The organism is Ensifer sp. YR511, assembly GCF_900103045.1.
Taxonomy (GTDB): Bacteria; Pseudomonadota; Alphaproteobacteria; order Rhizobiales; family Rhizobiaceae; genus Ensifer; species Ensifer adhaerens.
Genome location: NZ_FNGR01000006.1, coordinates 274300 through 294978, shown reverse-complemented (window position 1 = coordinate 294978; position 20679 = coordinate 274300). Strand labels below are relative to the sequence as shown.

Sequence of the window (20679 nt, the reverse complement as noted above, 5' to 3'; positions counted from 1 at the left end):
CCACATGCAAATGTCCCCGAAAATGCCCCTTGTCGACGAAACGCCCGCGGCGATCAGCGCCCGCGAGCAAATCTGGATCGAGGGCGGGACCTTTCTCATGGGTTCGGACAAGCACTATCCGGAGGAAGCGCCGGCCCATCCGGTGAAAGTCGACGGCTTCTGGATCGACGTCACGCCCGTTACCAACCGGCAGTTTGCCGCCTTCGTCGAGGCGACCGGCTACGTGACCGAGGCGGAAAAGACGCCCGATCCGAAGGACTATCCGGGCGCGCTTCCGGAAATGATGCGGGCGGGTTCGGTGATCTTCGACCCGCCGAGGCGGGTGACCAGCAACAGTCCTTCGCAATGGTGGAACTTCAAGTTCGGCGCCGACTGGCGGCGGCCCTATGGGCGGCAGAGCAACATCCGCGGCAAACTCGACCATCCGGTGGTGCAGGTCTCCTACCTCGACGCCAAGGCCTATGCCGCCTGGGCGGGAAAGGACCTGCCGACGGAGGCCGAATGGGAGTTCGCCGCGAAAGGCGGGCTCGAAGGCGCGGAATTTGCCTGGGGGGACGAACTGGTGCCCGAGGGACGTTTCATGGCAAACACCTGGCACGGCATGTTTCCGACGGAAAACCTGAAGCCCGACGGCTTCGAGCGGACCTCGCCGGTCGCGAGCTTTCCCGCCAATGGCTACGGCCTCTACGACATGATCGGCAATACCTGGGAATGGACCAGCGACTACTGGTCCACCCGCCACCCTGCGCCGGCGCAAAAGAGCTGCTGCATACCCGCCAATCCGCGGGGCGGGGACCGGGAAGCGAGTTTCGATCCGCGGCAGCCGACGATCCATATCGCCCGTCGCGTCGTGAAAGGCGGATCCCATCTCTGCGCGCCCAACTATTGCCGTCGGTATCGTCCGGCGGCGCGTCACGCGCACGAGGAAAACGCGGCGACGACCCATATCGGGTTCCGTTGCATTCGGCGGCCCTGATCCGGCCAGAGGACTTGAAAACCGTTCCGCCAGGAGGATGGATGATGACGGCAACAGCGATGCGTTTGGGGTTCGTGATGGACGAAAGGGCTTGCAAACCGCGGCGTCGCGCAAGGCTCGCTGGCCTGCTGCTCGCGTTCGTTGCGGCCTTCGCCTCACCTGTTGCCGTTGTGGCGGCCGATGCGCCGGCCGACATTCTGCCCTCGTGGAACGATGGCGAGGCGAAAACCGAAATCGTCGATTTCGTCACACGGGTCACCAGCGAGGGCAGCGCCGATTTCGTGGCGCCGGCAGAGCGGATCGCCGTCTTCGACAATGACGGCACGCTCTGGACCGAGCAGCCGAACTATTTCCAGGGCATGTTCGCCATCGACCGCGTCAAGGCGATGGCGCCCGAGCACCCCGAATGGAAGGACAAGGAGCCTTTCGCATCGCTGCTGAAGGGGGACATGGCAGGCGTTGCCGCGGCCGGCGAAAAAGGCATCGTCGAGTTGGTCATGGCGACCCATGCCGGCATGACGACGGACGCGTTCACGAAAACGGTCACGGATTGGTTCGCGACCGCCCGGCATCCGCGCTTCGATCGCCCCTATAACGAGATCACCTTTCTGCCGATGCGCGAGTTGCTCGATTATCTCAGGGCAAACGGCTTCAAGACTTATATCGTCTCGGGCGGCGGCATCGAATTCATGCGGCCGATGACCGAACAGATGTATGGCATCCCACCCGAGCAGGTGGTCGGCAGCAGCATCACGACGAAGTACGAACTCGACGGCGACGCGCCGGTGCTGATGCGGGAGCCCAAGATCGACTTCATCGACGACGGTGCCGGCAAGCCGGTCGGGATCAACACCTTTATCGGCCGCCGCCCGATCTTCGCTGCCGGTAATTCCGATGGCGACTATGAGATGCTGCGTTGGGTAACGGCGGGATCCGGCCCGCGTTTCGGCATGATCGTGCACCATACGGACGGGGAGCGCGAATGGGCCTATGATCGGCAATCCCCTGTCGGCAAGCTGGACAAGGCGATGACCGAGGCCGAGCAGCGGAACTGGCTTCTGGTCGATATGAAGAACGACTGGCGCAAGATCTACGCCTTCGAAAAATAGGTGGCTGCACGGCTGGCGCCGTGCGCCTCAGCGATCGATGTCGGGGCGAGGGCCGAGTGCCAAGCGCGACTTTAGCGCGGGGCCGTGGTCGACTATCGTCGCGCGGACGATGGTGCTCTTGCTCGTCTTTCCCGCCGCGGAACATCTCTCAACACCGATCGCGATATCGCGTGTGCCGCCTGTGCGGCTGCTGACGGCCCGAATCATGGGATTCGAGGCGAAGATTGCCAAGGTGCCGGCAATCCGGACCAATGTTACTGTTACGTACTTCCGAAAATCGGCGTTCGTGCCACTTTTCGCTCAGGGGAGAGGTAAGCGAGGGTCGGATTGGCCACAAGCACCGACCGGCGAGCCGGCCCCCCGCCCGCAACGGTGTCTGGTCGTCGCTGACACCTTGGGGAATGCAAAGGCATGAGCATCGATTGTCGTTCAAACGGATGGTAACCCATGCCCAGCGCAGCCTCTCAACGGGGACTACTGAAGCTTATGCTCAGGCTGCCGGCTCTGCGCGGCCAGTTGCAATTGCTCTGTGCCAAGAACCAGTCCCTGGCAAGCCTCTGCGAAGCCTATGAGGAAGCGAGCTCTATGCTTGACCGGCAAAGGCGTCTCGCCCCTCTGGATCATTCGATGATCTCGGAGTATGAATTGATCTGTCGCGAGATCGAAGAAGAGGTCATTTCCGTCTGTATCGCCGATACGGGGACGTGAGCGTAGTCCGTTGTGATTAACAAATAGCTCGCTTGAGCTTGTCAGAGCGACGAAAACCCCACAAGAATTCTATGGGAATGATGGGGCGTTCCTGTTCCAACTTAAAATGATTCAATTCTTCGATGAAAATATTTTGTGAAGGTGCGATATTCTTCTTTCCGCCACAGAAGCTCTCGTCTAGAGTTCGCCTCGCGTTGCACTCTCTTTGGGGTTGTGGCAGTTGGGAGCGCATCATGGAAGCCAGCAGAAATGCGGGTCAAACGAACTGCATTGCCGTTGCAGAATGCGAGGCGCGAGCCGCCCTTGAGCGCATTCTTGCCGACAGCCAGTTTCACGCGACCGAGCGTCATCGCAAGCTGTTGCGGTACCTGGTTGACGAGTTTTTCGCTGGCCGTTCGGGCCAGGTGAAAGCCTACACGATCGCCATTGACGTCTTCGGACGGCCCGCCTCCTTCGATCCTGCGACCGATCCGATCGTGCGTGTGGAAGCGTCGCGCCTGCGCGCGGCCCTCGCGCAATATTACGAGGCGCGCGGCGAAAGAGCGGAGCTTCGCATCGAGCTTCCGAAAGGCAATTACGTTCCGCAATTCGTGATCAGCGGTGAGCCTTTGAGAGGGGTGCTCGAGAGCACGACGCCGGTTGCTGAGGCGGCAGCCGAGCAGCCCATCGAGCTCGCGATTGCGCCTGCCGTTCTTGCCCGCAAATGGCGCCCGCTTGCGGGCTTCGCGGCACTTGGAACCGGCGTGGCGGTCATGGCCGGGGCCTTCTACGTGTCCGTTGCCGACCACCTTCCCTGGCAGCCGGTTTTCTCAGCCAAGCCGACGATCGTCGTTGACGTGCCGACGCGGCAGGGTGCCGACGACGAGGTGCAGAAGAAGGCGGGAGACTACCTGGTCCACGCACTCTCGCAGTTTTCCGCCGTCCGCACCCTTGCGCCGGTCTCGCCCGCGGGTGTCGACGTGGCGTCGATAACCGGGTGGGTTTCGTCCGCGCCGCCGGTCAAGCTGCAGGGCAGCAAGGAATACAGGCTTTCCATCGCCTACAGCACCGACGAGCGCCGGCATGAGGTCTCCTGGCAGGTGATCGATGTGCAAAGCAACGAGGCGCTGAGGTCCGGCAGCTCGAAGGTGGCGCTCGACAGCGGCGATGCGCAGGAAATACAGGAAAAGCTGCTTTCTCGTCTGGCCCTTTCGCTTGCCGGCGAAGAGGGCGTCATTGTCAGTCTGGAGGCTGCGCGGCAACTGGTGACGCCGTCGATCGGCTTCGGCTGCGTGCTTCAGGCGGATGTGGCACTGGCGCGGATCGACCCTGAGGGACTGGTTTCGGCCCACGGCTGCCTTGAAAAATCCGTCGCCTACCAGGCCGCCGACGCCGATGTTTTGGCGAGCTTGGCGATGGTGTTGGTGGCAACCGGCGAAGCGAGCGCCGCGCCGACGGTGGCTGAGCGTGCGCTGAAGCTCGCCGACAAGGCCGTTGCGCTGGCACCGCAATCGAGCCAGAGCTACGTCGCCCAGATGCAAGCGCGCTTTGCAGCCGGCGACAGGGAAGCGGCGTTCATTTCCGGCCGGCGCGCGGCGGCACTCAATCCGCTCGACGACGCCATTCCGGCGCGGCTAGGCCTGCTGCTTTTCGTCAGCGGCGCCTATTCGCAAGGGGTGAATCTGGCCCGTGTGGCGGATGCCGGCAGCGAGTATCTTCACCACGATGCCGCGCTGACCCTGGCGCTGGAAGACTACCGCAGCGGCCGCTACCGCGAAGCGCTGAGGCGCGCACGCGAACTTGCCAATCCGGCGGACATGGCGGTCAATCTCCTGCGCGTGGCAGCGGCAGGCCAACTCGGCCTGACGCGGGAAGCGACCAGCGCCTTGGACGGATTGCGCCTGAACGAAACGCGCGCGTCGCAGCCGTACGATACGGAACTGGTCGCTCGCGGCTACGCGCCGGACCTGATCGCGTTGCTCGATGACGGTCTCGCCAAGGCCGGCTTCGCCCAGCAGTAAGGCCGGGGACGGGCCGCCTTTTAGCTTTCGGCGGCGACCCGGATCACCAGCTTGCCGAAATTGCGTCCGTCCAGCAGACCGATGAAGGCTTCCGGCGCATTCTCGAGCCCGTCGACGATGTCTTCGCGGTAGCGGACTTCGCCGCTTTTGATCCAGCCGGCCATCTCCTGATAGAAGAGCGGCCTCTGATCGGCAAACTCGCGCTGGATGAAGCCCCGGATGAGCAGGCTCCGGCTGAGCACTTCGCGCATGACGCCGGGCAACCGGTCGCTCCCGGCTTGCGCGCCTGCGGGCTGGTTGTAGTGCGCAATCAGGCCGCAGACGGGCACGCGAGCGAAGTCGTTCAACAGCGGGAACACCGCATCCCAGACATGACCGCCGACATTCTCGAAATAGACGTCGATGCCTTTGGGGCAGGCGGCGGCGAGCTGTTCGGCGAAATCAGGCGCGCGGTGATCGATCACCGCGTTGAAGCCGAGCGTGTCGCGAACGAAGGCGCATTTGTCCGCACCGCCGGCGATCCCGACTGCGCGCGCACCCTTGATGCGGGCAATCTGCCCGACCGCCGAGCCGACGGCGCCGCTTGCAGCCGCCACGACGACCGTTTCGCCCGGCTGCGGTTTGCCGATCGTCAGCAGCCCCGCATAGGCGGTGAAACCGGGCATGCCGAGAATGCCGAGTGCCGTCGAAAGAGGTGCGGCCGCCGGATCGAGCTTGCGCAAGTCAGTACCACGCGACAGCGCATAGCTTTGCCAGCCGGAGTGGGAAAGAACGAAATCGCCGTCGCTGAAATCCGGGTGACGCGAGCGGAGGACGCGGGCGACCGTGCCGCCCTCCATGACAGCACCGATCGCCACCGGCTTGGCATAGGAGCGGCCGGCATTCATGCGGCCGCGCATATAGGGGTCGAGCGAAAGGTAGAGGATCTTCAGGAGGACCTCGCCTTCCGCCGGCTCCGGGATTGCCGTTTCGACGACGCGGAAATCGCTCGGCACCGGTTTTTCGGATGGCCGCGCGGCAAGCAGGACCTGGGTATTCTTGCTCATAGCCTTTTCCTCCTGTGCGTGTCCCGATGCCCCGCGGCGGCTGACGCGCGATGAGAAGCTCTTTTCGCATGAAACGAAACAAAGGCCTACAGACGAGTTTTGAGCCACAAACGGCTCCGCGGGCTCGCCCCTGCGGACGAGCCCGCGGAAAATGCGAAAGCGTCTTACGCTCAGGCGGCGTCGATCGCTTGTCTGAGATCGGCGATGATGTCGTCCGAATGTTCGATGCCGATCGAAAGCCTGACATAGCCGGGCGTCACCCCGGTCTTTAGCTGGTCGATCTCCGACAGCTGCGAGTGCGTCGTCGTGGCTGGATGAATGGCCAGTGAGCGCGCGTCGCCGATATTGGCGACATGGTAGAGCAGTTTCAGCCCGTCGATGAAACGCCGTCCCGCCTCGCGACCGTCCTTCAGCTCGAAGCCCACGAGCGCGCCATAGTGGCCGTTCAGCAGATATTTCCCGCCGCGCGCTTTTGCCTCGCCATCCTGGAACTTCGGGAAGATCACCCGCGCCACCTTCGGGTGGGTGCGGAGGAACTCGGCCACCTTGATGGCATTCTCGTTGTGCTGCCGGATCCGGAGCGGCAGCGTTTCCAGACCCTGGATGAACTGGAATGCGTTTAGCGGGCTGATCGCGGCGCCGAGGTCGCGCAACAGCACCGCGCGGGCGCGCAGGATATAGGGATGAAACGCGATCGCGGCCGCTTTTTCGAGCCAAGTCTTGCCCTGGTAGCTCGGGTCAGGCTCGTGCAGGTTCGGATGGCGCGCCTCATGCTCGTGCCAGGGAAACTGGCCGCTGTCGATGATCGCGCCGCCGATCGAGGTACCGTGCCCGCCGATGTATTTTGTCGTCGAATAGACGACTACCGCAGCGCCGTGGTCGAAGGGCCGGATCGTCAGCGGGGCCGCCGTGTTGTCGACGATCAGCGGAATGCCGAAGCGCTTGCCGATCTCGGCGACCTCGGCGATCGGAAAGACCTCCAGCTTCGGATTCGGCAGGGACTCGGCATAATAGGCACGTGTCCGGTCGTCCGTCGCCCGGGCAAACGCCTCGGGATCAGCCGCATCGACGAAACGAACCTCGATGCCGAAACTTTTCAGGGTGGCGGCAAACAGCGCCCAGGTGCCGCCATAAAGGCCGGCGGCGCTGACGACGTTGTCGCCGGAGCGCGCAAGGTTCAGGAGCGCGAAGGCCGATGCCGCCTGGCCGGAGCCAAGTGCCAGCGCGGCTGCTCCCCCTTCGATCTCCGCCAGCCGCTGCTCAAACGCGTCTTGCGTCGGGTTGGAAACGCGGGTGTAGAGATGCCCCGGCGCCTCCAGCGCAAAGAGCTTGTCGGCGCCGTCGGTGCCGGGCAGTTGATAGGAGGTCGTCTGGTAGATCGGCACGGCGACGGCGCCGCTTGCCGGATCGAAGCGATAGCTGCCGCCGTGGAGCGCCAGCGTTTCGGGATGCAACCGCCCGCCGGCTTCGCGCAGGCCGTTCGGCGTCTTGATCTCGACTGCCGGTTCTTCCGGCTTCTGATGGATCGTCATGCCATTTCTCCTTGGCTCTCAGGTTGATCGGCGCTGTCCGGTTGATCAGGCGGGCACGGCCGCCTTTGGCTGTTCCAGCAGGTCTGCGTGGTGCGCGGCGGCGACATCGGGGTGCGAGCGCAGCCGGGATTTCAGCACGTTGCGGCCGACCTCGTGGAAGAGCGGGTTCTGCGGATCCTGGGTGACGCCGCGGACCTCGGCTGCAAGCTGTGGCGGGAGATCGAGCACCGGGATGGTCGAAGCGAGATTGGCGCCGAGGAAGAAGGCGACCGAGAGCCGATCGCCGCCAGCTGGCGGCGTTACCACCCGGTGGATGTTGGCGAGCAGATAGCCGTTCGATGCCAGTTCCAGGAGTTCGCCGACATTGATGACGAAGGTGCCGCGCTTCGGCGGTGCGTCGATCCAGCCGCCCTTGCCGTCGTCGACCTGCAGTCCGCCGACCACGTCCTGCAACAGGATGGTGACGAAGCCGCCGTCCTTGTGGGCGCCGACGCCCTGATCGCTTTCGGTCTTGTCGCGGCCGGGATAGCGGATGATCTTCAGCAACTGGTTGGGGCCATCGCGATAGATCGGCCCGAAGACATCGGGCTTCTGCCCGAGCGCTTCGGAGAAAATCTCGATCAGCCGGATACCGAGCCCGGTGACGGCTTCGATATAGCCAAGGATCGCAGGCTTCAGTTCCGGCAAGGCGTCCGGAAACTGGTTCGGGCCGACAAGCCGCTTCCACGGCGCATCGCCGGACGCGATATTGAGGCTCTGGCGCTCGGGACCAAAGTCGACCTGTTCGCGCCAGTCCTGCGTGCCGCGCGTGTATTCGAGGCCGGCGCGATTGTAGCCGCGGAAGTGCGGCGACTTGCGCATCTCGATCGCCAGCTTGTCGTCCTCCGGCAGCGCGAAGAAGCGGCGCGAAAGCGAGAGAATGCCGTCGATTTCGTCCTGCGGGATCCCGTGGCCCTCGAGATAAAAGAAGCCCACCGAGCGGGCAACGCTGCGCAACTCGTCGAGCGCTGCGGCCCGCTCGGGGTGGCCCGCCGCAAAGCGCGAAAGGTCAAGGACGGGCAGAGTTGGATTTGTCTGGCTCAAGCTGGTCTCCCTTTGTCGTTCAGGCGGTGGGCCAGTCGATAAGGGCCCTGCGCCGGTTCGCACATGATGGGAGAAGCCTAACCGGAGGTGGCTCGCTCACTCAATATTGTCTATGGAAATTATGGACTAAATTTCAACGAAAGCGCGAAGCGGGCTTTCGAACGGAACTGGTTTGCGGGGAATATCCGTCCCGGCCGTCAGTTTTAAGGATTCCCTGAGCTGTCTCATGCGTGCGAGAGCAACGATCGTTCGGCGACGAAATCCGCTTGCGGCGAAACGCGGGGAGCGGCAGACGCTAGGCCTAACAACGACCAAAACCCCGCTTCGCCTTCGGCCAAACGGGGCTATCTTCGTGTCACAGCTCAATCGCAAAGCCACCGGTCCGCGCAGGCGGACCAATCGCGGGATGACGGCAATCCCAAAAGCGGCGTGGAACTCAGCAGCGGCCGAGGCTCGGGCGCGTCAGCAACTCGTTGGTCAGATGCGCTCTCTGGCTGCCGCAGTCCTCGGCTTCCTTGAGCAGCGATGCGAGCGCGAGTTCGAGACAGTATTGCACGCCTTCGACGTTGAGGGTCTTGGCGGAGTCGCGCGCATAGGTGACAAGACGAGCCAGTGCCAAGAGCTCCTTTTCCTTGTCTTCCGGTTCTACCGGCACAGCAAATGAAGATAGCATGATTTTCCCCAGCTTCCTTTGGATCCGCAGATCCAGCCCACCGTGGCCAATCATAGCGTGACTTCGCGGCATTGCGCGTGACATGAGCGTGACACACGTTGTATGTGAAAACCACATCCTTAAGATGAAGCGTCAGGTTGACCGAACAACCTCTTCCACATGCTGGTAGAATTGAATTTCCAGCCTTGCGTTGCAACCGTCCGTTGGGTTGGCGTGTGTCGCAGTGCGTCCAGTAAATGTCGCGCGTCGATGCCCTTCTGGTCGACATATTCGCTCGCGAGCAGCGCGGTGAGACGGGCGGGGTCCGTCCCCGCCGGCAGTGCAACGCGCGCGACGATGCCCGACCAGTTGCGCTCCTTGTAGAACATGGCGGACGCCGTCGCGCCCATCGATGCGATGAGCGCTGGGGCAAGGGCTTGGGTCTGCGAGAGGCGCTTGAGCGTCGCATCGACGTTGACCAGCGGGAGTGTCAGCGGCAGATAGCCGAGTTCGGCCGGGCCGTGGATCAGCGCAACGTCGGCGTCGTCCACGCGGGCTCCTTCGGCGTATTGCCGGTAGATCTCGCCAATGCCGACCATGCCGAAGGGCGCGCATTCCGCCGCGCGCAGCGCGCCCATGCTCGCCGCGCCGAAGACCTGCACGCCCAGCGACAGCGCAAAGAGGATTTCCTTGTGCCAGACGGGCGCAACATTCTCGAAGTTGCCGTCGATAAGCCCGATCGCGGTTGCACCGCCCTCAACTGCGCGCAGGACGTCGCCCTGAACGGCAGGCGGGAGGATTAGGACGCTCTTGTCCGCCGCGTTTCGTGCGTCCGGCAGCGTCGGGCCAACAAAGACAACGTTCATCCGGCCTCCAGAGCACGGGCGAGCGCGCGTTCTCCGAAGCGACGCTTGCGCAGGCCGTCGGGATTTTCGAGGGCCGGAACGATGACCTTGACCACCGAGAAAGGTGCAACGCCTTCCATCAGCGGAACGACGACAACCGTCCGGACGCCAGCCGCTTCAAGCCGCCGCAGTACGTAATCGAGCTGCGCCTGAGGCCCGGCCGGGACATCGGGGGCCGCCACGCTTGTCCGGAGCGGCACGGCGGCAAACAGGCCTCGCGTTTCCTCGGGAAGGTCGCGGGTGAAGGTTTCCGGGAACACATCGTCGCGGGCGCCGCTGATATAGGTAAGCCGCGACTGGGCGGCCTCGGTCACGGCACGGATGGCGGCGCGCCGCGCCACGGGGTGGGCACCGTGGCCGATCGTGACGTCGTGATAACGCGGCTGCCTGGCCGAGAGAATGCCCGCTTCGGCGAGGGTTGCGGCATAGCAGGGGATGCCGATGTCGCTGGTCATGTCGAACAGGCGCAACTCCAGACCTGAAGAGGCGATCCGTTCCGTAAGGGCATCGAGGACAGGATCCTCCAAACTTCCCGGATCGATGCAGCCTCGGTGCTTGCCGTTCAGCGGCAGCATTCGCCACAGCGTTTCGGCGTCGCGCTCGATGCGCTCGAGCAAGCCGTGCAGGGTCGCCTCGGTCTCGGTGTTGCCCGAGGCCAGGCCATCGGAGGACTGCCAGTAACGACAATCGACGATCGTCCGGTCGAGGATTGTCGCTTCGCGCGGGACCCAGGTGGTTGCGCCGTCAAAGAGGTCGAAGCCACGGAGCCAGTCGATCGTTTCGTCGTTCTGAAGGTCCGCTTGCCCCGCCGAGATGAGCCCCGGCAGATGCAGCGTTCGATCGCCCGTTTCGGAAAGAGCCCGGCTGGTGGCCGTTCTTGTCGCGGCCGACGGCGCGCAGGCCACTGCCCGCTCGATCGCCTCCATGGCCGCCGAAACCTTGGCGTCAACGTCGGTGATGCCTTTTCCCTGGTTGATGACGATCGATCGGGCGTTGGGCGACACGGCGCTCCACACGGGAATGCCGAGCCGGTCGAGGCCGGTCAGCCGCGCGAGCCGGGTGACGCCGAGCGCCGGCAGGAATGCCTCGATCCGCCGGAACGTTTCTTCTGGCGGGCAGGCGCGATCGCTGTAGGAAAGCGGCTCGGCCGCCGGACGGCTGGAATGCTCGTCCGACGGCCGGCCAGTTTCAGCGGCTTGTGCCACGCGTGGACTAGCCGTCCATGAACCCGCCGGAAACGGAGCCGGACGAGGCCGCAACCACGGCGAGATTGACGCCCTTGTGCACCATTGCCCCGCTGTTGTTACGCAGGTCGTTGGCCGCAGCCAGCGGCCCCTGCGTCGGCGTTGCGATCTGCGAGACCGTGCCCGCATCCAGATCCGCAACCCAAAGCCGGTTGTCACCCGCCAAACCGATCACCACTACTTTTGCCATTTTCCCCTCCTGGCCGTTGCTGATGTGAGAAATTAGAAGCCCGCCTTGCGCAGGCCCTCGCAATAATGAACGCGCTGCCATTCTTCCCTAAAGGGAACGATGGTCATCCACTTGTCGAGATCAAAGTCCGGATGCACGTCGAAAGTCTTACGGACGAACTGGCGCGCTTTTTTCCGGTTGCCGAGCATGCCCCAACTTGCCGCCGACAGCCGGTCGGCAGGGGTCGGATCGCGCATGCGCTCGATATAGGCGATCGCCTGCTCATACTGGCCAAGCGAGTAGCTGGCGCCGGCCGCGGTCCAGAAATATTCGTCCGGCGCAATCGGGTTGAGATCGATTGCTGCCTGGATCTTGCGCAGGCCACCCTCGGGGCGCGAAGCTTGCACCAGCGTGTCGGCGTAGCTCGCAATCACGTTGGCGTGCTGAGGGCTCAGCGCCTCCGCCTTGTCATGGTATTCCATGCTCTCGTCGAACTGTCTCAAGTAGAGCTTGACGACGCCAAGCTCGCGATAGCCCGTTGCCAGCGTGTCGTCGGCCACCACCGCATCGCGCGCATGCCGTTCCGCAAGCGCCAGCAGCTCTGCGTCGCCGCGGGCTGTCAGCAGCCACTCGAAAAAATAGCTGCGGGCGAGCCCGCTCATCGCCGGCGCAAAGCCGGAGTTCTCATAGAGCGACTGGCGGAAACTCTTGCGCGCGCGCCGCAGCTCCGGAAGGTTGAGCTGCTTGAGATAGCGCTGCCCGAGGAGGAAGCTGCGGTACGAGCCGACATTGGTCTCGTAGGTCTGGCGATGGGTCTCGTTGCGCTCCACCTGGTTGGCGATCGCCAGCGCGATCTGGCGGGCGATTTCCCGCCGTGAGGCCATCAGCCCGTCGCCATCGAGATTGAAACGGTCGGCCCAGATCACTTCGTCATTGGCAAAGAAGATCAGTTGCGTGAAGAGCGTCAGCCGGCTGCCTTCGTCGGTCAGGCGCGTGTCGAGAATGTAGCTGATGGCGTGCTTCTGGTAGGTGCTGGCCTTGTCTGCCTGCAGGCTGATCTGTGCGGCCGTGTAGGGCGCGATCACCGAAACCGAGCGAAGCGCGCAAAGCCCGATCGTCACGTCCTCGATCAATGCGCTTGCAAATTGTGTTGCCGGACTGTCGTTCGCGCCGTTGTTCGGCGGCAGAAGCACGACGCGCGGCGGGCGCGAGTCGGCTGCCGGCTCCGACGTCGGCGCGATTATCGTCGAGACCGATCGCAATTCCGGCCTGTTGATCGCGATCGCGCCGCCGCCATTCGAGACAGCCCGTGCCTCCAGATGGTTGCCCTCAAGCTGAAACGCCTGGGTCAGGATCTTGCGCACGTCCTCGTCGAGCGGGTTGCGCTCGAGCAGCCGGGTCGCTGCCGCCTTGACCAGCTTGCGATGATTGTTCGTCGCCTCCGCTGCCGCAAGAAGCAGGCTTTCGCGCAGCAGCGCCATATGCTCGCCACGCTGCCGCTCGATCCAGCCATGCAGCGCCTGGCCCTGGGACTTCAAGTCCTTGAGGAAGTCTTCCTGGAAGGTTTCGACGGCCCACTGGAGACGGGAAAGTGGATCGCCCGCCTCACGCCCGATGGTATCGAGGTCGCTCTTGAGCCGGCTGGCGTCGAAGCGCACGGCCGACGGCGAGAAACTCAGGAAGTGACAGCCGAGTTCTTCCTGGCGCGCGCTGATGCGGGAGACCGTCTTGCGCAGATTGACGAAGGCCTGGCTCGGGACGATCTCGTCCCAAAGGAGCTTGGCGACATCGTTTCTTGACTGCTCGCTGTGGCCGCCGACGATCAGATGACACAGGATCAGCAGACCCTTTTCGGGAAACGCTACCTCACGCCCGCCGTTATCGACGAGCCGCAAGCGCCCGAGGGTCTGCAGTCTGAATGTCATCCGGTCATTCCTGTCGGGCGCGGGTGCTTAGCCGTGCAGGTCCTGAGCGTGGCTCGTGCTTGAGCGGGCGGTCTCGGTCTCCGGCGTCTGGGCAACGGCGGCGACCAGCGAGATGATCTTCTTGCGCAGCACCGGGTCCGTGATCTTCAGGAAAGCGCGGTTGAGCGCGATGCCTTCCTTCGACGAAACGAAGGACGAGATTTCGCTCGGCTCGCGCGTTGTGTCGCCGTTGCGTGCGCCGGCAGGGTCTTCACCCTCCTGGAAGAAGAAGCTCGGGTGCACGCCGAGGATATCGGCGATCGCCTGCAGACGGCTCGCGCCGATGCGGTTGGTGCCTTTTTCGTACTTCTGTACCTGCTGGAATGTGATCCCGAGACCGTCGGCCAGCTTCTCCTGGCTCAGTCCGGCCATCAACCGACGCATCCTGACGCGGGAACCGACAAAGACATCGATCTGGCTGGGGGCTTTCGTGTTCACTTGTATTTCCTCCGCACGTAGGAGTGGTCAAATCATACATATGAGTTTGCTTGAATAAATGACTCTATGCAATCACTACGGGCTAAAACACAAAGATTTGCGACGCTTTAATGATTTTACCCGGGGAGACGGGATAGCGACCGTCGCGATCGGGACAGAAGCGGGCAACCTGAAGGACCGGGGAGGGGTGGTGAAACGGCATGCGCCCCTGCGGCGCTCCGAATCGTTCCGGTATCCGGCGTTTGCTGCGGCACGCTCCGCTCCGTTGCGTCTAACTTCTCGGCGACCCGTTACGGTCGCCGTTACTGTTACGTACTTGCGCTTTGGCGATGGGCAAAGATGTCTATGGCTCAACCAGTTCCGGTGCCAGCTTCGGCTTCAGTCGTTGCGGGCGCGGGTCGGCCGCCCGGGATCTCGGAGAACCGTAATGCGCAGACTGACACTCGCCTTCACCCTCCTCGCGATTGCCGCGGTTCCGGCGCGGGCCGGGCCGGCAACGACGAGCGCCTCAGTCAATTTCCGGGAAGGACCGGGAACCGCCTCCAACAGTCTGGGGACGATCGCCGAGGGAACCGAGGTCGATGTCAAGGAATGCGACGATGCGGGCACCTGGTGCGCGGTAAGCTTCAATGGCCAGAACGGCTTCGTGAGCGGCAAGTACCTGAACGATGCCGATCCCAAGGGGCTCGGTTGGCCGCGCGCCTACAAGACCGATAGTGGCGCGACCATCACGCTCTATCAGCCGCAGATCAACGCCTGGAAGGATTTCACCGAACTCGATGCGCTGATCGCCGCCGAATACAAGCAGTCCGACGACGCCAAGCCGATCTTCGGCGTGGTTGGCGTTACTGGCAAGACCGATGCCGACAGCGCCTCCGGCCAGGTCGTCGTTTCTGATATCAAGATGACCGAGATCAACTTCTCCGTCCTCGACCGGAAGGAACTGGCGGATCTGACGCTCGAGGTCGACAAGCTGATGCCGGTCGGGACGATCACCATTTCGGAGGACAAGCTGACGGCGAGCCTCGCCGACTACCAGCGGCTCGGCAATGTCGAGGGGTTGAAGGCCGACGCGCCGCCGATCTTTATCAGCAAGAAGCCGGCGATCCTGGTGCAGACCGACGGCAAGGCCGTGTTTGCCCCGGTCAAGGGCGTCGAGGGGCTCTCCTTCACGGTCAACACCAATTGGGATCTGTTCAAGGTCGAGGCTGACGCCACTTATTACCTGCGCAACGACAAGTCATGGCTGCAATCGAAGGATCTCGCCTCGGGATGGCAGTCCGCCTCGTCGCTTCCCGACATACTCAGCAAACTGCCGGACGACGACAACTGGAAGGATGCCAAGGCGGCGATCCCGCCGCAGGCGGACAAGGTGATCGTGCCCGACGTCATCTATTCGGACAAGCCGTCGGAACTGCTCGCCTTCGACGGTGAGCCGAAACTCGAACAGGTGCCGGGCACCGGTCTCAAGGTTGCGACCAACACCGAGAGCGACGCCTTTTACCGTGACGTTGACTCAAGCTGGTACATCCTCGTATCCGGTCGCTGGTTCGCGAGTACCGCGCTCGACGGCCCCTGGACCTTCGCGACGCCCAAGCTGCCGCAGGACTTCCAGAACATTCCGCAGGATGCCGCCTATTACACGGTGCGCGCGTCCGTTCCCGGTACCTCCGAAAACGCAGAGGCGCGGCTGAAGGCGAGCATTCCCGAAAAGGCGCGTGTCTCGCTCGATGGCTCCGTCACGGTGGACGTCGCCTATAGCGGCGACCCGAAGTTCGAAACGATCGACGGGACGTCCCTGACCTACGCGGTCAACACCAACGAGACCGTCATCAAGGTCGGCGACAAGTATTTCGTGCTCAAGGACGGGGTCTGGTTCGTCGGCGATGCACCGACCGGGCCGTTCGCTGTGGCAAAGGCGGTGCCGGACGAGATCTATACCATCCCGCCGTCGTCGCCGATCTACAATGCCACCTATGTGCGCATCTACGATACCGAGCCCGACGCGGTCTGGTTCGGCTATACGATGGGTTACCTGGGTGCCTATCTCGCCTGGGACACCTTCGTCTACGGCACCGGCTGGTACTATGACGACTATTGGGATTACGGCTGGGCCGGTGGCGGTTACTGGCCCTATTATCCACGCCCGGTAACCTATGGGGTCGGCGCCTTCTATAATCCGGCCATCGGTACGTTCGGCCGCTATGGATATGCCTACGGGCCCTATCGCGGCATTGCTGCCGGTGCGGCCTACAATCCGCGCACGGGCACCTACGTTCGCGGCGCGGCCGGCTACGGACCGAACGGAGACCGCGGCTTCGTCGCCGCCTACAATCCGCGCACCGGCAACGCGGCGATGGCCCGCGGCGGACATAACGTCTACGGAAGCTGGGGCACCGCGGCCGTCAAGCACGGGTCCGATTTTGCCCGCATCAGCGGCGGCTCGACCGCCAATGGCGCCGGCGTCAATTGGCGCACGTCGGACGGGAACCATGGCTTTGTCGCCGGCGGCAAGGGCGGCGACGTCTATGCCGGCCGTGACGGAAACGTGTATCGTCGTGACGACGGACAATGGCAAAAGCGTACGCCCGACGGTTGGCAGCCAGTCCAGAAGCCTTTGATCCAGGATAGGACCAAGGTGGGCGAGCAATTCTCCGCCAATCATCCGGATGCGGCGGCGAACCTCAACCAGCGGATCGACACGCGCCAGCAAGCCGGTCAAGGCGCGGACCGCGCTCGTGCCCCCGATCATCTGGCGATCGACAATATCGGACGTCAACTTGGCAACCAGCGCTCCTTCGAACGACAGTCTTTCGATCAGCGGCCGTTGAATTTCCCGAGCAGTGGCGGAGGCGGCTTTGACCGACCCGGTGGCTTTGGTGGCGGCGGCTTTGATGGCGGTGGTTTCCACGGTGGCGGCGGCTTCCACGGCGGTGGTGGCTTTGGTGGTGGCGGTGGATTTAGCGGAGGTGGCTTCCATGGAGGCGGTGGGTTCCATGGCGGTGGTGGATTCCGTCGCCGTTGACCGCGACGCTCTTGACGTTGGCGCAACAGCCCGGTGGTATGTTAGCCTTTGTAATGATTGAGAGTCGTGCCGGTCGGGGGACGGGCATGTTCGTCGGGGGTGCTGAGAATGGGCTGTGTCGGGTCGTCGGGTCGCTTGCTTGTGGGGCCGGTCTTCGGTCTCGTGGCTTTTCTTTCCGTTGTTTTTGGGCTGGTTTCGCCAGGGCTGGCGCAGGAAGCCGCGCCGGCGGCTCCGCCCGCAAAGGTCCAGCAGCTGATCCAGCTTCTCGATGATCCGGAAGTGAAACAGTGGCTGTCGACGAAACAGGCCCCGCCCGCCACTGCGGCCGAAGCTCCGGCCGGAACGCCCGCAACCGGTGTCGTGGCGCGTTGGACCGCCGAAATCAGGCGTCATCTGACCGGCATCGGCAACGCCGTGCCGCGTGTCCTTCCGGAAATGCAGGCGGCGCGCCAGCGCCTTTCCGGCGACATGGAGAGCCATGGCGCCGCTCCCATCCTCAAAGGGTTTTTCCTGATCCTGGCGATCGGCTACGGCGCCGAATATCTCCTGCGCTGGCTGCTCGGACGCAGCCTGAAGGGGGCGGTGCTGACGGGGCCGGCCCGCACCATGCTCACACGGCTTCTGCCGCTTATCGTTTTTGCGGCTGCCAGCATGTCGGTGCTGGCGATCGCCGACTGGCCGACGCGGCTGGAAACGACGATCGCGCCGCTGCTCGGCGCCTGGATCGGAGCACGCCTTTTGATGATCATCGCCTCGGCGGTCCTGACGGGGGGACCGGTCAACGAGGGGAATGCGGACGGGCGAGGCGGTTACCTCTCGCTCACGCCCGATGAGGCCAGCTTCTGGCACCGGCATGCCCTATGGCTGATCGGTGGCGGGGCGCTCGTCTGGGGTGTCGGCGACGCGATGAGCGCGTTGTCGATTTCCGCGGACGTGCGCAATCTCATCACCGCGCTTCTTGGGCTCGTGGTCCTCGCGCTCGGGATCCTCACAGTCGTGCGGCGTCCGGTGGGGGCCGTCGTCGGTTCGCGCCGTATCGTCGGCAACGTGTTCCTGGTTGCCTTCCTGATCGTGCTTTGGCTGCTTTGGGTCGCCGGCATGGACGTGCTGTTCTGGATCGGCCTTTACGTGATCGGCTTGCCGCCGCTGCTGCGTTTCACGAGCGCCTTTACCAAGACGATGCTGGATAGCTCGGCAGAGGACGATCCGCGCGTGGTGCGCAACATCTTCATCGAGCGCGGGGCACGGCTGCTGGTCATCGCGCTTGCCGCCGGCTGGCTGGCGCTCGTCTTCAAGGTCAGCGCCACGTCGATGATGCAGGACGACGCCTTCAATCGGGTGTTCCGCGGCGTCCTGGCGGGTATCGTCATCCTGCTGGCTGCAGATCTGGTCTGGCAGCTCGTCAAGGGTTTCATCAACCTGCGCGTCAAGCAGGCCAATCACGCGACCGAAGACCCGGCCGAGCGCGCCCGCAACACCCGCCTGATGACGTTGCTGCCGATCCTGCGTAACTTTCTGGCAGCCTTCATCGCGATCGTGGCCGTGCTGATGGTGCTCTCCGGCCTTGGGGTGGAAATCGGCCCGCTGATTGCCGGCGCCGGTGTCTTCGGCGTGGCGATTGGCTTCGGCTCGCAGACGCTGGTCAAGGACGTCATCAGCGGCATCTTCTACATGATGGACGATGCCTTCCGCATCGGCGAATACATCCAGAGCGGCAGCTACAAGGGCACGGTCGAATCCTTCAGCATTCGCTCGGTCAAGCTCCGGCATCATCGCGGTCCCGTGTTCACGGTGCCTTTCGGCTCGCTCGGCGCGGTGCAGAACATGAGCCGCGACTGGGTGATCGACAAGTTCCTGATCAACGTTTCCTTCGATGCCGACGTCGCCAAGGTGAAGAAACTGGTGAAGGGCATCGGCGCCAAGCTGCTCGAAGATCCGGATATCGGGCCGCTGATCCTGGAAACGGTCAAGATGAAGGGTGTCGAGAACTTTGGCGACTACGGCATGACCTTGAGTTTCGCCATGAAGACGAAGCCGGGGGCACAGACCCAGGTCCGGCGCCGGGCGCAGGTGATGATCAAGGAATCCTTCAAGGAAAACGGCATCAACTTCGCCTCGCCGACCGTGCAGGTGGCGGGCGACGAGCAGCAGCAATCCGTCGCCGCGGCCGCCGCGACCCGCGACGCCATCGCCAAGAAGAATGCGGCCGCCGCGCTTGGCGAAGGCGGTCCGCCGCAGGAATAGCATTTCGGCAACAGGGTTCTCGGGCTGGGGGCTGACATGAAACGCGTTCTCTTGGGGCTGCTGCTTCTCGTGTTCTTCACGGGAAGCGGCGCCTTGGCACAGTCGAATGAGCAATTCCTTCGCTCGATGTTCGTCCCCCACAAGGACGACTTCGACGGAATGGAAAAGCGGCGCGTGATCCGCATCATCGTGCCTTTCAGCAAGACCATCTATTTCCTCGATCGCGGCCAGCAATTGGGCACGGCCGTCGACTTCGGAACGGCGCTCGAACACGAACTCAACAAGGGGAGGAAGAAGCAGATCGACAAGATCCGCGTCGGGTTCCTGCCGATGCCGCGGGCGCGTCTGCTCTCGGCGCTCGAAGAAGGGCTTGGCGATATCGTCATGGCCAATCTGACGATAACCGAGACGCGGCTTGCAAAGGTCGATTTCACCGCGCCGCTGTTCGACGAAGCCAAGGAGGTGCTGGTCACCGGCCCTTCGGCGCCGGCGATCACAAGCGTCGACGATTTGAGCGGGCAGGAACTGCATGTGCGCCGATCGAGCAGCTATTACGAGCACCTGGCGGCGCTCAGCGCCGGCTTCGAAAAGGCCGGTCGCGCGCCGATCACGCTGAAGGACATGGATGAGAACCTCGAGGACGAAGACGTCCTGGAGATGATCAATGCCGGCCTGCTGCCCTGGACGGTCGTCGACAAATACAAGGCGGACATCTGGGTGAAGGTGTTCACCGACCTCAAGGTGCGCGACGACATCGTCGTTTCCGACCACGGGGAGATCGCCTGGGCGATCCGCAAGGACAGCCCCAAGCTTAAAGGTGTGCTCGACGACTTCGTCAAGACCCACAAGGTCGGGACGACCTTCGGCAACATCCTGAGGAGCACCTATTACAAGGGCGACAAGATGCTGAAGCGCGCCTATGCGCCAGCCGATGTCGAACGTTTCAAGCAACTCGTGGAAATCTTCCGCACGCACGGGAAGACCTATTCCTTCGACCACCTGATGCTGATGGCGCAGGGCTACCAGGAATCGCAGCTCGATCAGTCCCGCCGCAGCCACAGGGGCGCGGTCGGCATCATGCAGTTGCTGCCATCGACCGCTGCGGACAAGGCCGTCAACATTCGCGGCATCGATAAGGACGAGAACCTCAACGTCGAAGCGGGCTCGAAATATCTGCGCTACCTTGTCGATACCTACATCGACGACCCGGCCGTCACGCCGAAAAACCAGATGCTGTTTGCCTTCGCGGCCTACAATGCCGGACCGGGAAACCTGCGCAAGTTCAGGGCCAAGGCCAAGGATATGGGGCTCGACCCGAACCTCTGGTTCGGCAATGTCGAGAATGCGGCGGCGGCGATCGTCGGGCGCGAGACGGTGCAATACGTCAGCAATATCTACAAATACTATGTCGCCTATAGCCTGCTCTCGGAGCATGATACGGAAACCACGGTCGAGAAGGCCGGCAGCACAGGGGTGGCTGCAACGCCTTAGCGAACGCGGCGGCGCGATCTGGCCGCGCTGGAAGAAGAGAAACGAAACAAGGAGTGGCAGGCACGGAGCGGTCCACGGACGGCGATGGGGCTG

16 protein-coding genes are annotated in these 20679 nt (G+C 63.3%); 7 read left to right on the top strand and 9 right to left on the bottom strand.

What is annotated here, in order from left to right; translation table 11 throughout:
- The first annotated feature begins 10 nt into the window (after nt 1-10).
- From BLU15_RS14350 to BLU15_RS14330, 4 genes are all read left to right on the top strand, one after another.
- Nucleotides 11-976, top strand: coding sequence for a formylglycine-generating enzyme family protein (locus BLU15_RS14350; RefSeq protein WP_090296076.1), 966 nt, complete (start codon nt 11-13; stop codon nt 974-976).
- A gap of 77 nt (nt 977-1053) precedes the next feature.
- Nucleotides 1054-2085 carry an HAD family hydrolase gene (locus BLU15_RS14345; RefSeq protein WP_090296074.1) on the top strand — a complete coding sequence of 344 codons (1032 nt, stop codon included), beginning with the start codon at nt 1054-1056 and terminating at the stop codon, nt 2083-2085.
- Between the two features lie 447 nt (nt 2086-2532).
- Nucleotides 2533-2793: a hypothetical protein gene (locus tag BLU15_RS14335; protein WP_034799152.1), complete on the top strand. Its 261-nt coding sequence runs from the start codon at nt 2533-2535 to the stop codon at nt 2791-2793.
- Between the two features lie 233 nt (nt 2794-3026).
- Nucleotides 3027-4793, top strand: coding sequence for a tetratricopeptide repeat protein (locus BLU15_RS14330; RefSeq protein ID WP_090296030.1), 1767 nt, complete (start codon nt 3027-3029; stop codon nt 4791-4793).
- A 20-nt stretch (nt 4794-4813) separates the two neighbouring features.
- On the opposite strand, the gene BLU15_RS14325 is transcribed toward BLU15_RS14330, so the two are convergent.
- From BLU15_RS14325 to BLU15_RS14285, 9 genes are all read right to left on the bottom strand, one after another.
- Nucleotides 4814-5839, bottom strand: a complete 1026-nt coding sequence (locus tag BLU15_RS14325; protein WP_090296027.1) for an NADP-dependent oxidoreductase — start codon at nt 5837-5839, stop codon at nt 4814-4816.
- A gap of 170 nt (nt 5840-6009) precedes the next feature.
- A complete protein-coding gene (locus BLU15_RS14320) occupies nt 6010-7371 on the bottom strand; it encodes an O-acetylhomoserine aminocarboxypropyltransferase/cysteine synthase family protein (protein WP_090296025.1) in 1362 nt (453 codons plus the stop codon).
- Nucleotides 7372-7416: 45 nt separating this feature from the next.
- Nucleotides 7417-8454: an isopenicillin N synthase family dioxygenase gene (locus BLU15_RS14315; RefSeq protein WP_034799159.1), complete on the bottom strand. Its 1038-nt coding sequence runs from the start codon at nt 8452-8454 to the stop codon at nt 7417-7419.
- Between the two features lie 436 nt (nt 8455-8890).
- Nucleotides 8891-9127: a hypothetical protein gene (locus BLU15_RS14310; RefSeq protein WP_034799160.1), complete on the bottom strand. Its 237-nt coding sequence runs from the start codon at nt 9125-9127 to the stop codon at nt 8891-8893.
- A 119-nt stretch (nt 9128-9246) separates the two neighbouring features.
- Nucleotides 9247-9972: a TfuA-like protein gene (locus tag BLU15_RS14305; protein ID WP_090296022.1), complete on the bottom strand. Its 726-nt coding sequence runs from the start codon at nt 9970-9972 to the stop codon at nt 9247-9249.
- Nucleotides 9969-11216, bottom strand: coding sequence for a YcaO-like family protein (locus tag BLU15_RS14300; protein WP_090296020.1), 1248 nt, complete (start codon nt 11214-11216; stop codon nt 9969-9971). The genes BLU15_RS14305 and BLU15_RS14300 overlap by 4 nt, the downstream gene beginning before the upstream one ends.
- 7 nt (nt 11217-11223) lie before the next feature.
- Nucleotides 11224-11445 (bottom strand): hypothetical protein, encoded by a 222-nt coding sequence (locus BLU15_RS14295; RefSeq protein ID WP_034799164.1) that lies wholly within the window; start codon nt 11443-11445, stop codon nt 11224-11226.
- A gap of 32 nt (nt 11446-11477) precedes the next feature.
- Nucleotides 11478-13349, bottom strand: coding sequence for a hypothetical protein (locus tag BLU15_RS14290; protein ID WP_060521791.1), 1872 nt, complete (start codon nt 13347-13349; stop codon nt 11478-11480).
- A gap of 27 nt (nt 13350-13376) precedes the next feature.
- Nucleotides 13377-13826, bottom strand: a complete 450-nt coding sequence (locus BLU15_RS14285; RefSeq protein WP_060521790.1) for a helix-turn-helix domain-containing protein — start codon at nt 13824-13826, stop codon at nt 13377-13379.
- Between the two features lie 427 nt (nt 13827-14253).
- Here BLU15_RS14285 and BLU15_RS14280 point away from each other — a divergent pair, with 427 nt between their 5' ends.
- From BLU15_RS14280 to BLU15_RS14270, 3 genes are all read left to right on the top strand, one after another.
- Nucleotides 14254-16851 carry an SH3 domain-containing protein gene (locus BLU15_RS14280; protein ID WP_090296018.1) on the top strand — a complete coding sequence of 866 codons (2598 nt, stop codon included), beginning with the start codon at nt 14254-14256 and terminating at the stop codon, nt 16849-16851.
- A 108-nt stretch (nt 16852-16959) separates the two neighbouring features.
- Nucleotides 16960-19095, top strand: coding sequence for a mechanosensitive ion channel family protein (locus BLU15_RS14275; RefSeq protein ID WP_082566551.1), 2136 nt, complete (start codon nt 16960-16962; stop codon nt 19093-19095).
- 36 nt (nt 19096-19131) lie between these two features.
- The gene (locus BLU15_RS14270; protein ID WP_060521787.1) at nt 19132-20586 is read left to right on the top strand and encodes an MltF family protein; all 1455 of its coding nucleotides are present in this window, start codon (nt 19132-19134) and stop codon (nt 20584-20586) included.
- The last annotated feature ends 93 nt before the right edge of the window (nt 20587-20679 follow it).

Excerpts from the sequence above, each read along its gene's own strand:
- BLU15_RS14335 (WP_034799152.1), top strand. The coding sequence starts at position 2,533 with ATGCCCAGCGCAGCCTCTCAACGGGGACTACTGAAGCTTATGCTCAGG.
- BLU15_RS14325 (WP_090296027.1), bottom strand. The coding sequence starts at position 5,839 with ATGAGCAAGAATACCCAGGTCCTGCTTGCCGCGCGGCCATCCGAAAAA.
- BLU15_RS14320 (WP_090296025.1), bottom strand. The coding sequence starts at position 7,371 with ATGACGATCCATCAGAAGCCGGAAGAACCGGCAGTCGAGATCAAGACG.
- BLU15_RS14345 (WP_090296074.1), top strand. The coding sequence starts at position 1,054 with ATGGACGAAAGGGCTTGCAAACCGCGGCGTCGCGCAAGGCTCGCTGGC.
- BLU15_RS14270 (WP_060521787.1), top strand. The coding sequence starts at position 19,132 with ATGAAACGCGTTCTCTTGGGGCTGCTGCTTCTCGTGTTCTTCACGGGA.
- BLU15_RS14310 (WP_034799160.1), bottom strand. The coding sequence starts at position 9,127 with ATGCTATCTTCATTTGCTGTGCCGGTAGAACCGGAAGACAAGGAAAAG.
- BLU15_RS14295 (WP_034799164.1), bottom strand. The coding sequence starts at position 11,445 with ATGGCAAAAGTAGTGGTGATCGGTTTGGCGGGTGACAACCGGCTTTGG.
- BLU15_RS14290 (WP_060521791.1), bottom strand. The coding sequence starts at position 13,349 with ATGACATTCAGACTGCAGACCCTCGGGCGCTTGCGGCTCGTCGATAAC.
- BLU15_RS14330 (WP_090296030.1), top strand. The coding sequence starts at position 3,027 with ATGGAAGCCAGCAGAAATGCGGGTCAAACGAACTGCATTGCCGTTGCA.
- BLU15_RS14350 (WP_090296076.1), top strand. The coding sequence starts at position 11 with ATGTCCCCGAAAATGCCCCTTGTCGACGAAACGCCCGCGGCGATCAGC.
- BLU15_RS14275 (WP_082566551.1), top strand. The coding sequence starts at position 16,960 with ATGGGCTGTGTCGGGTCGTCGGGTCGCTTGCTTGTGGGGCCGGTCTTC.
- BLU15_RS14305 (WP_090296022.1), bottom strand. The coding sequence starts at position 9,972 with ATGAACGTTGTCTTTGTTGGCCCGACGCTGCCGGACGCACGAAACGCG.
- BLU15_RS14280 (WP_090296018.1), top strand. The coding sequence starts at position 14,254 with ATGCGCAGACTGACACTCGCCTTCACCCTCCTCGCGATTGCCGCGGTT.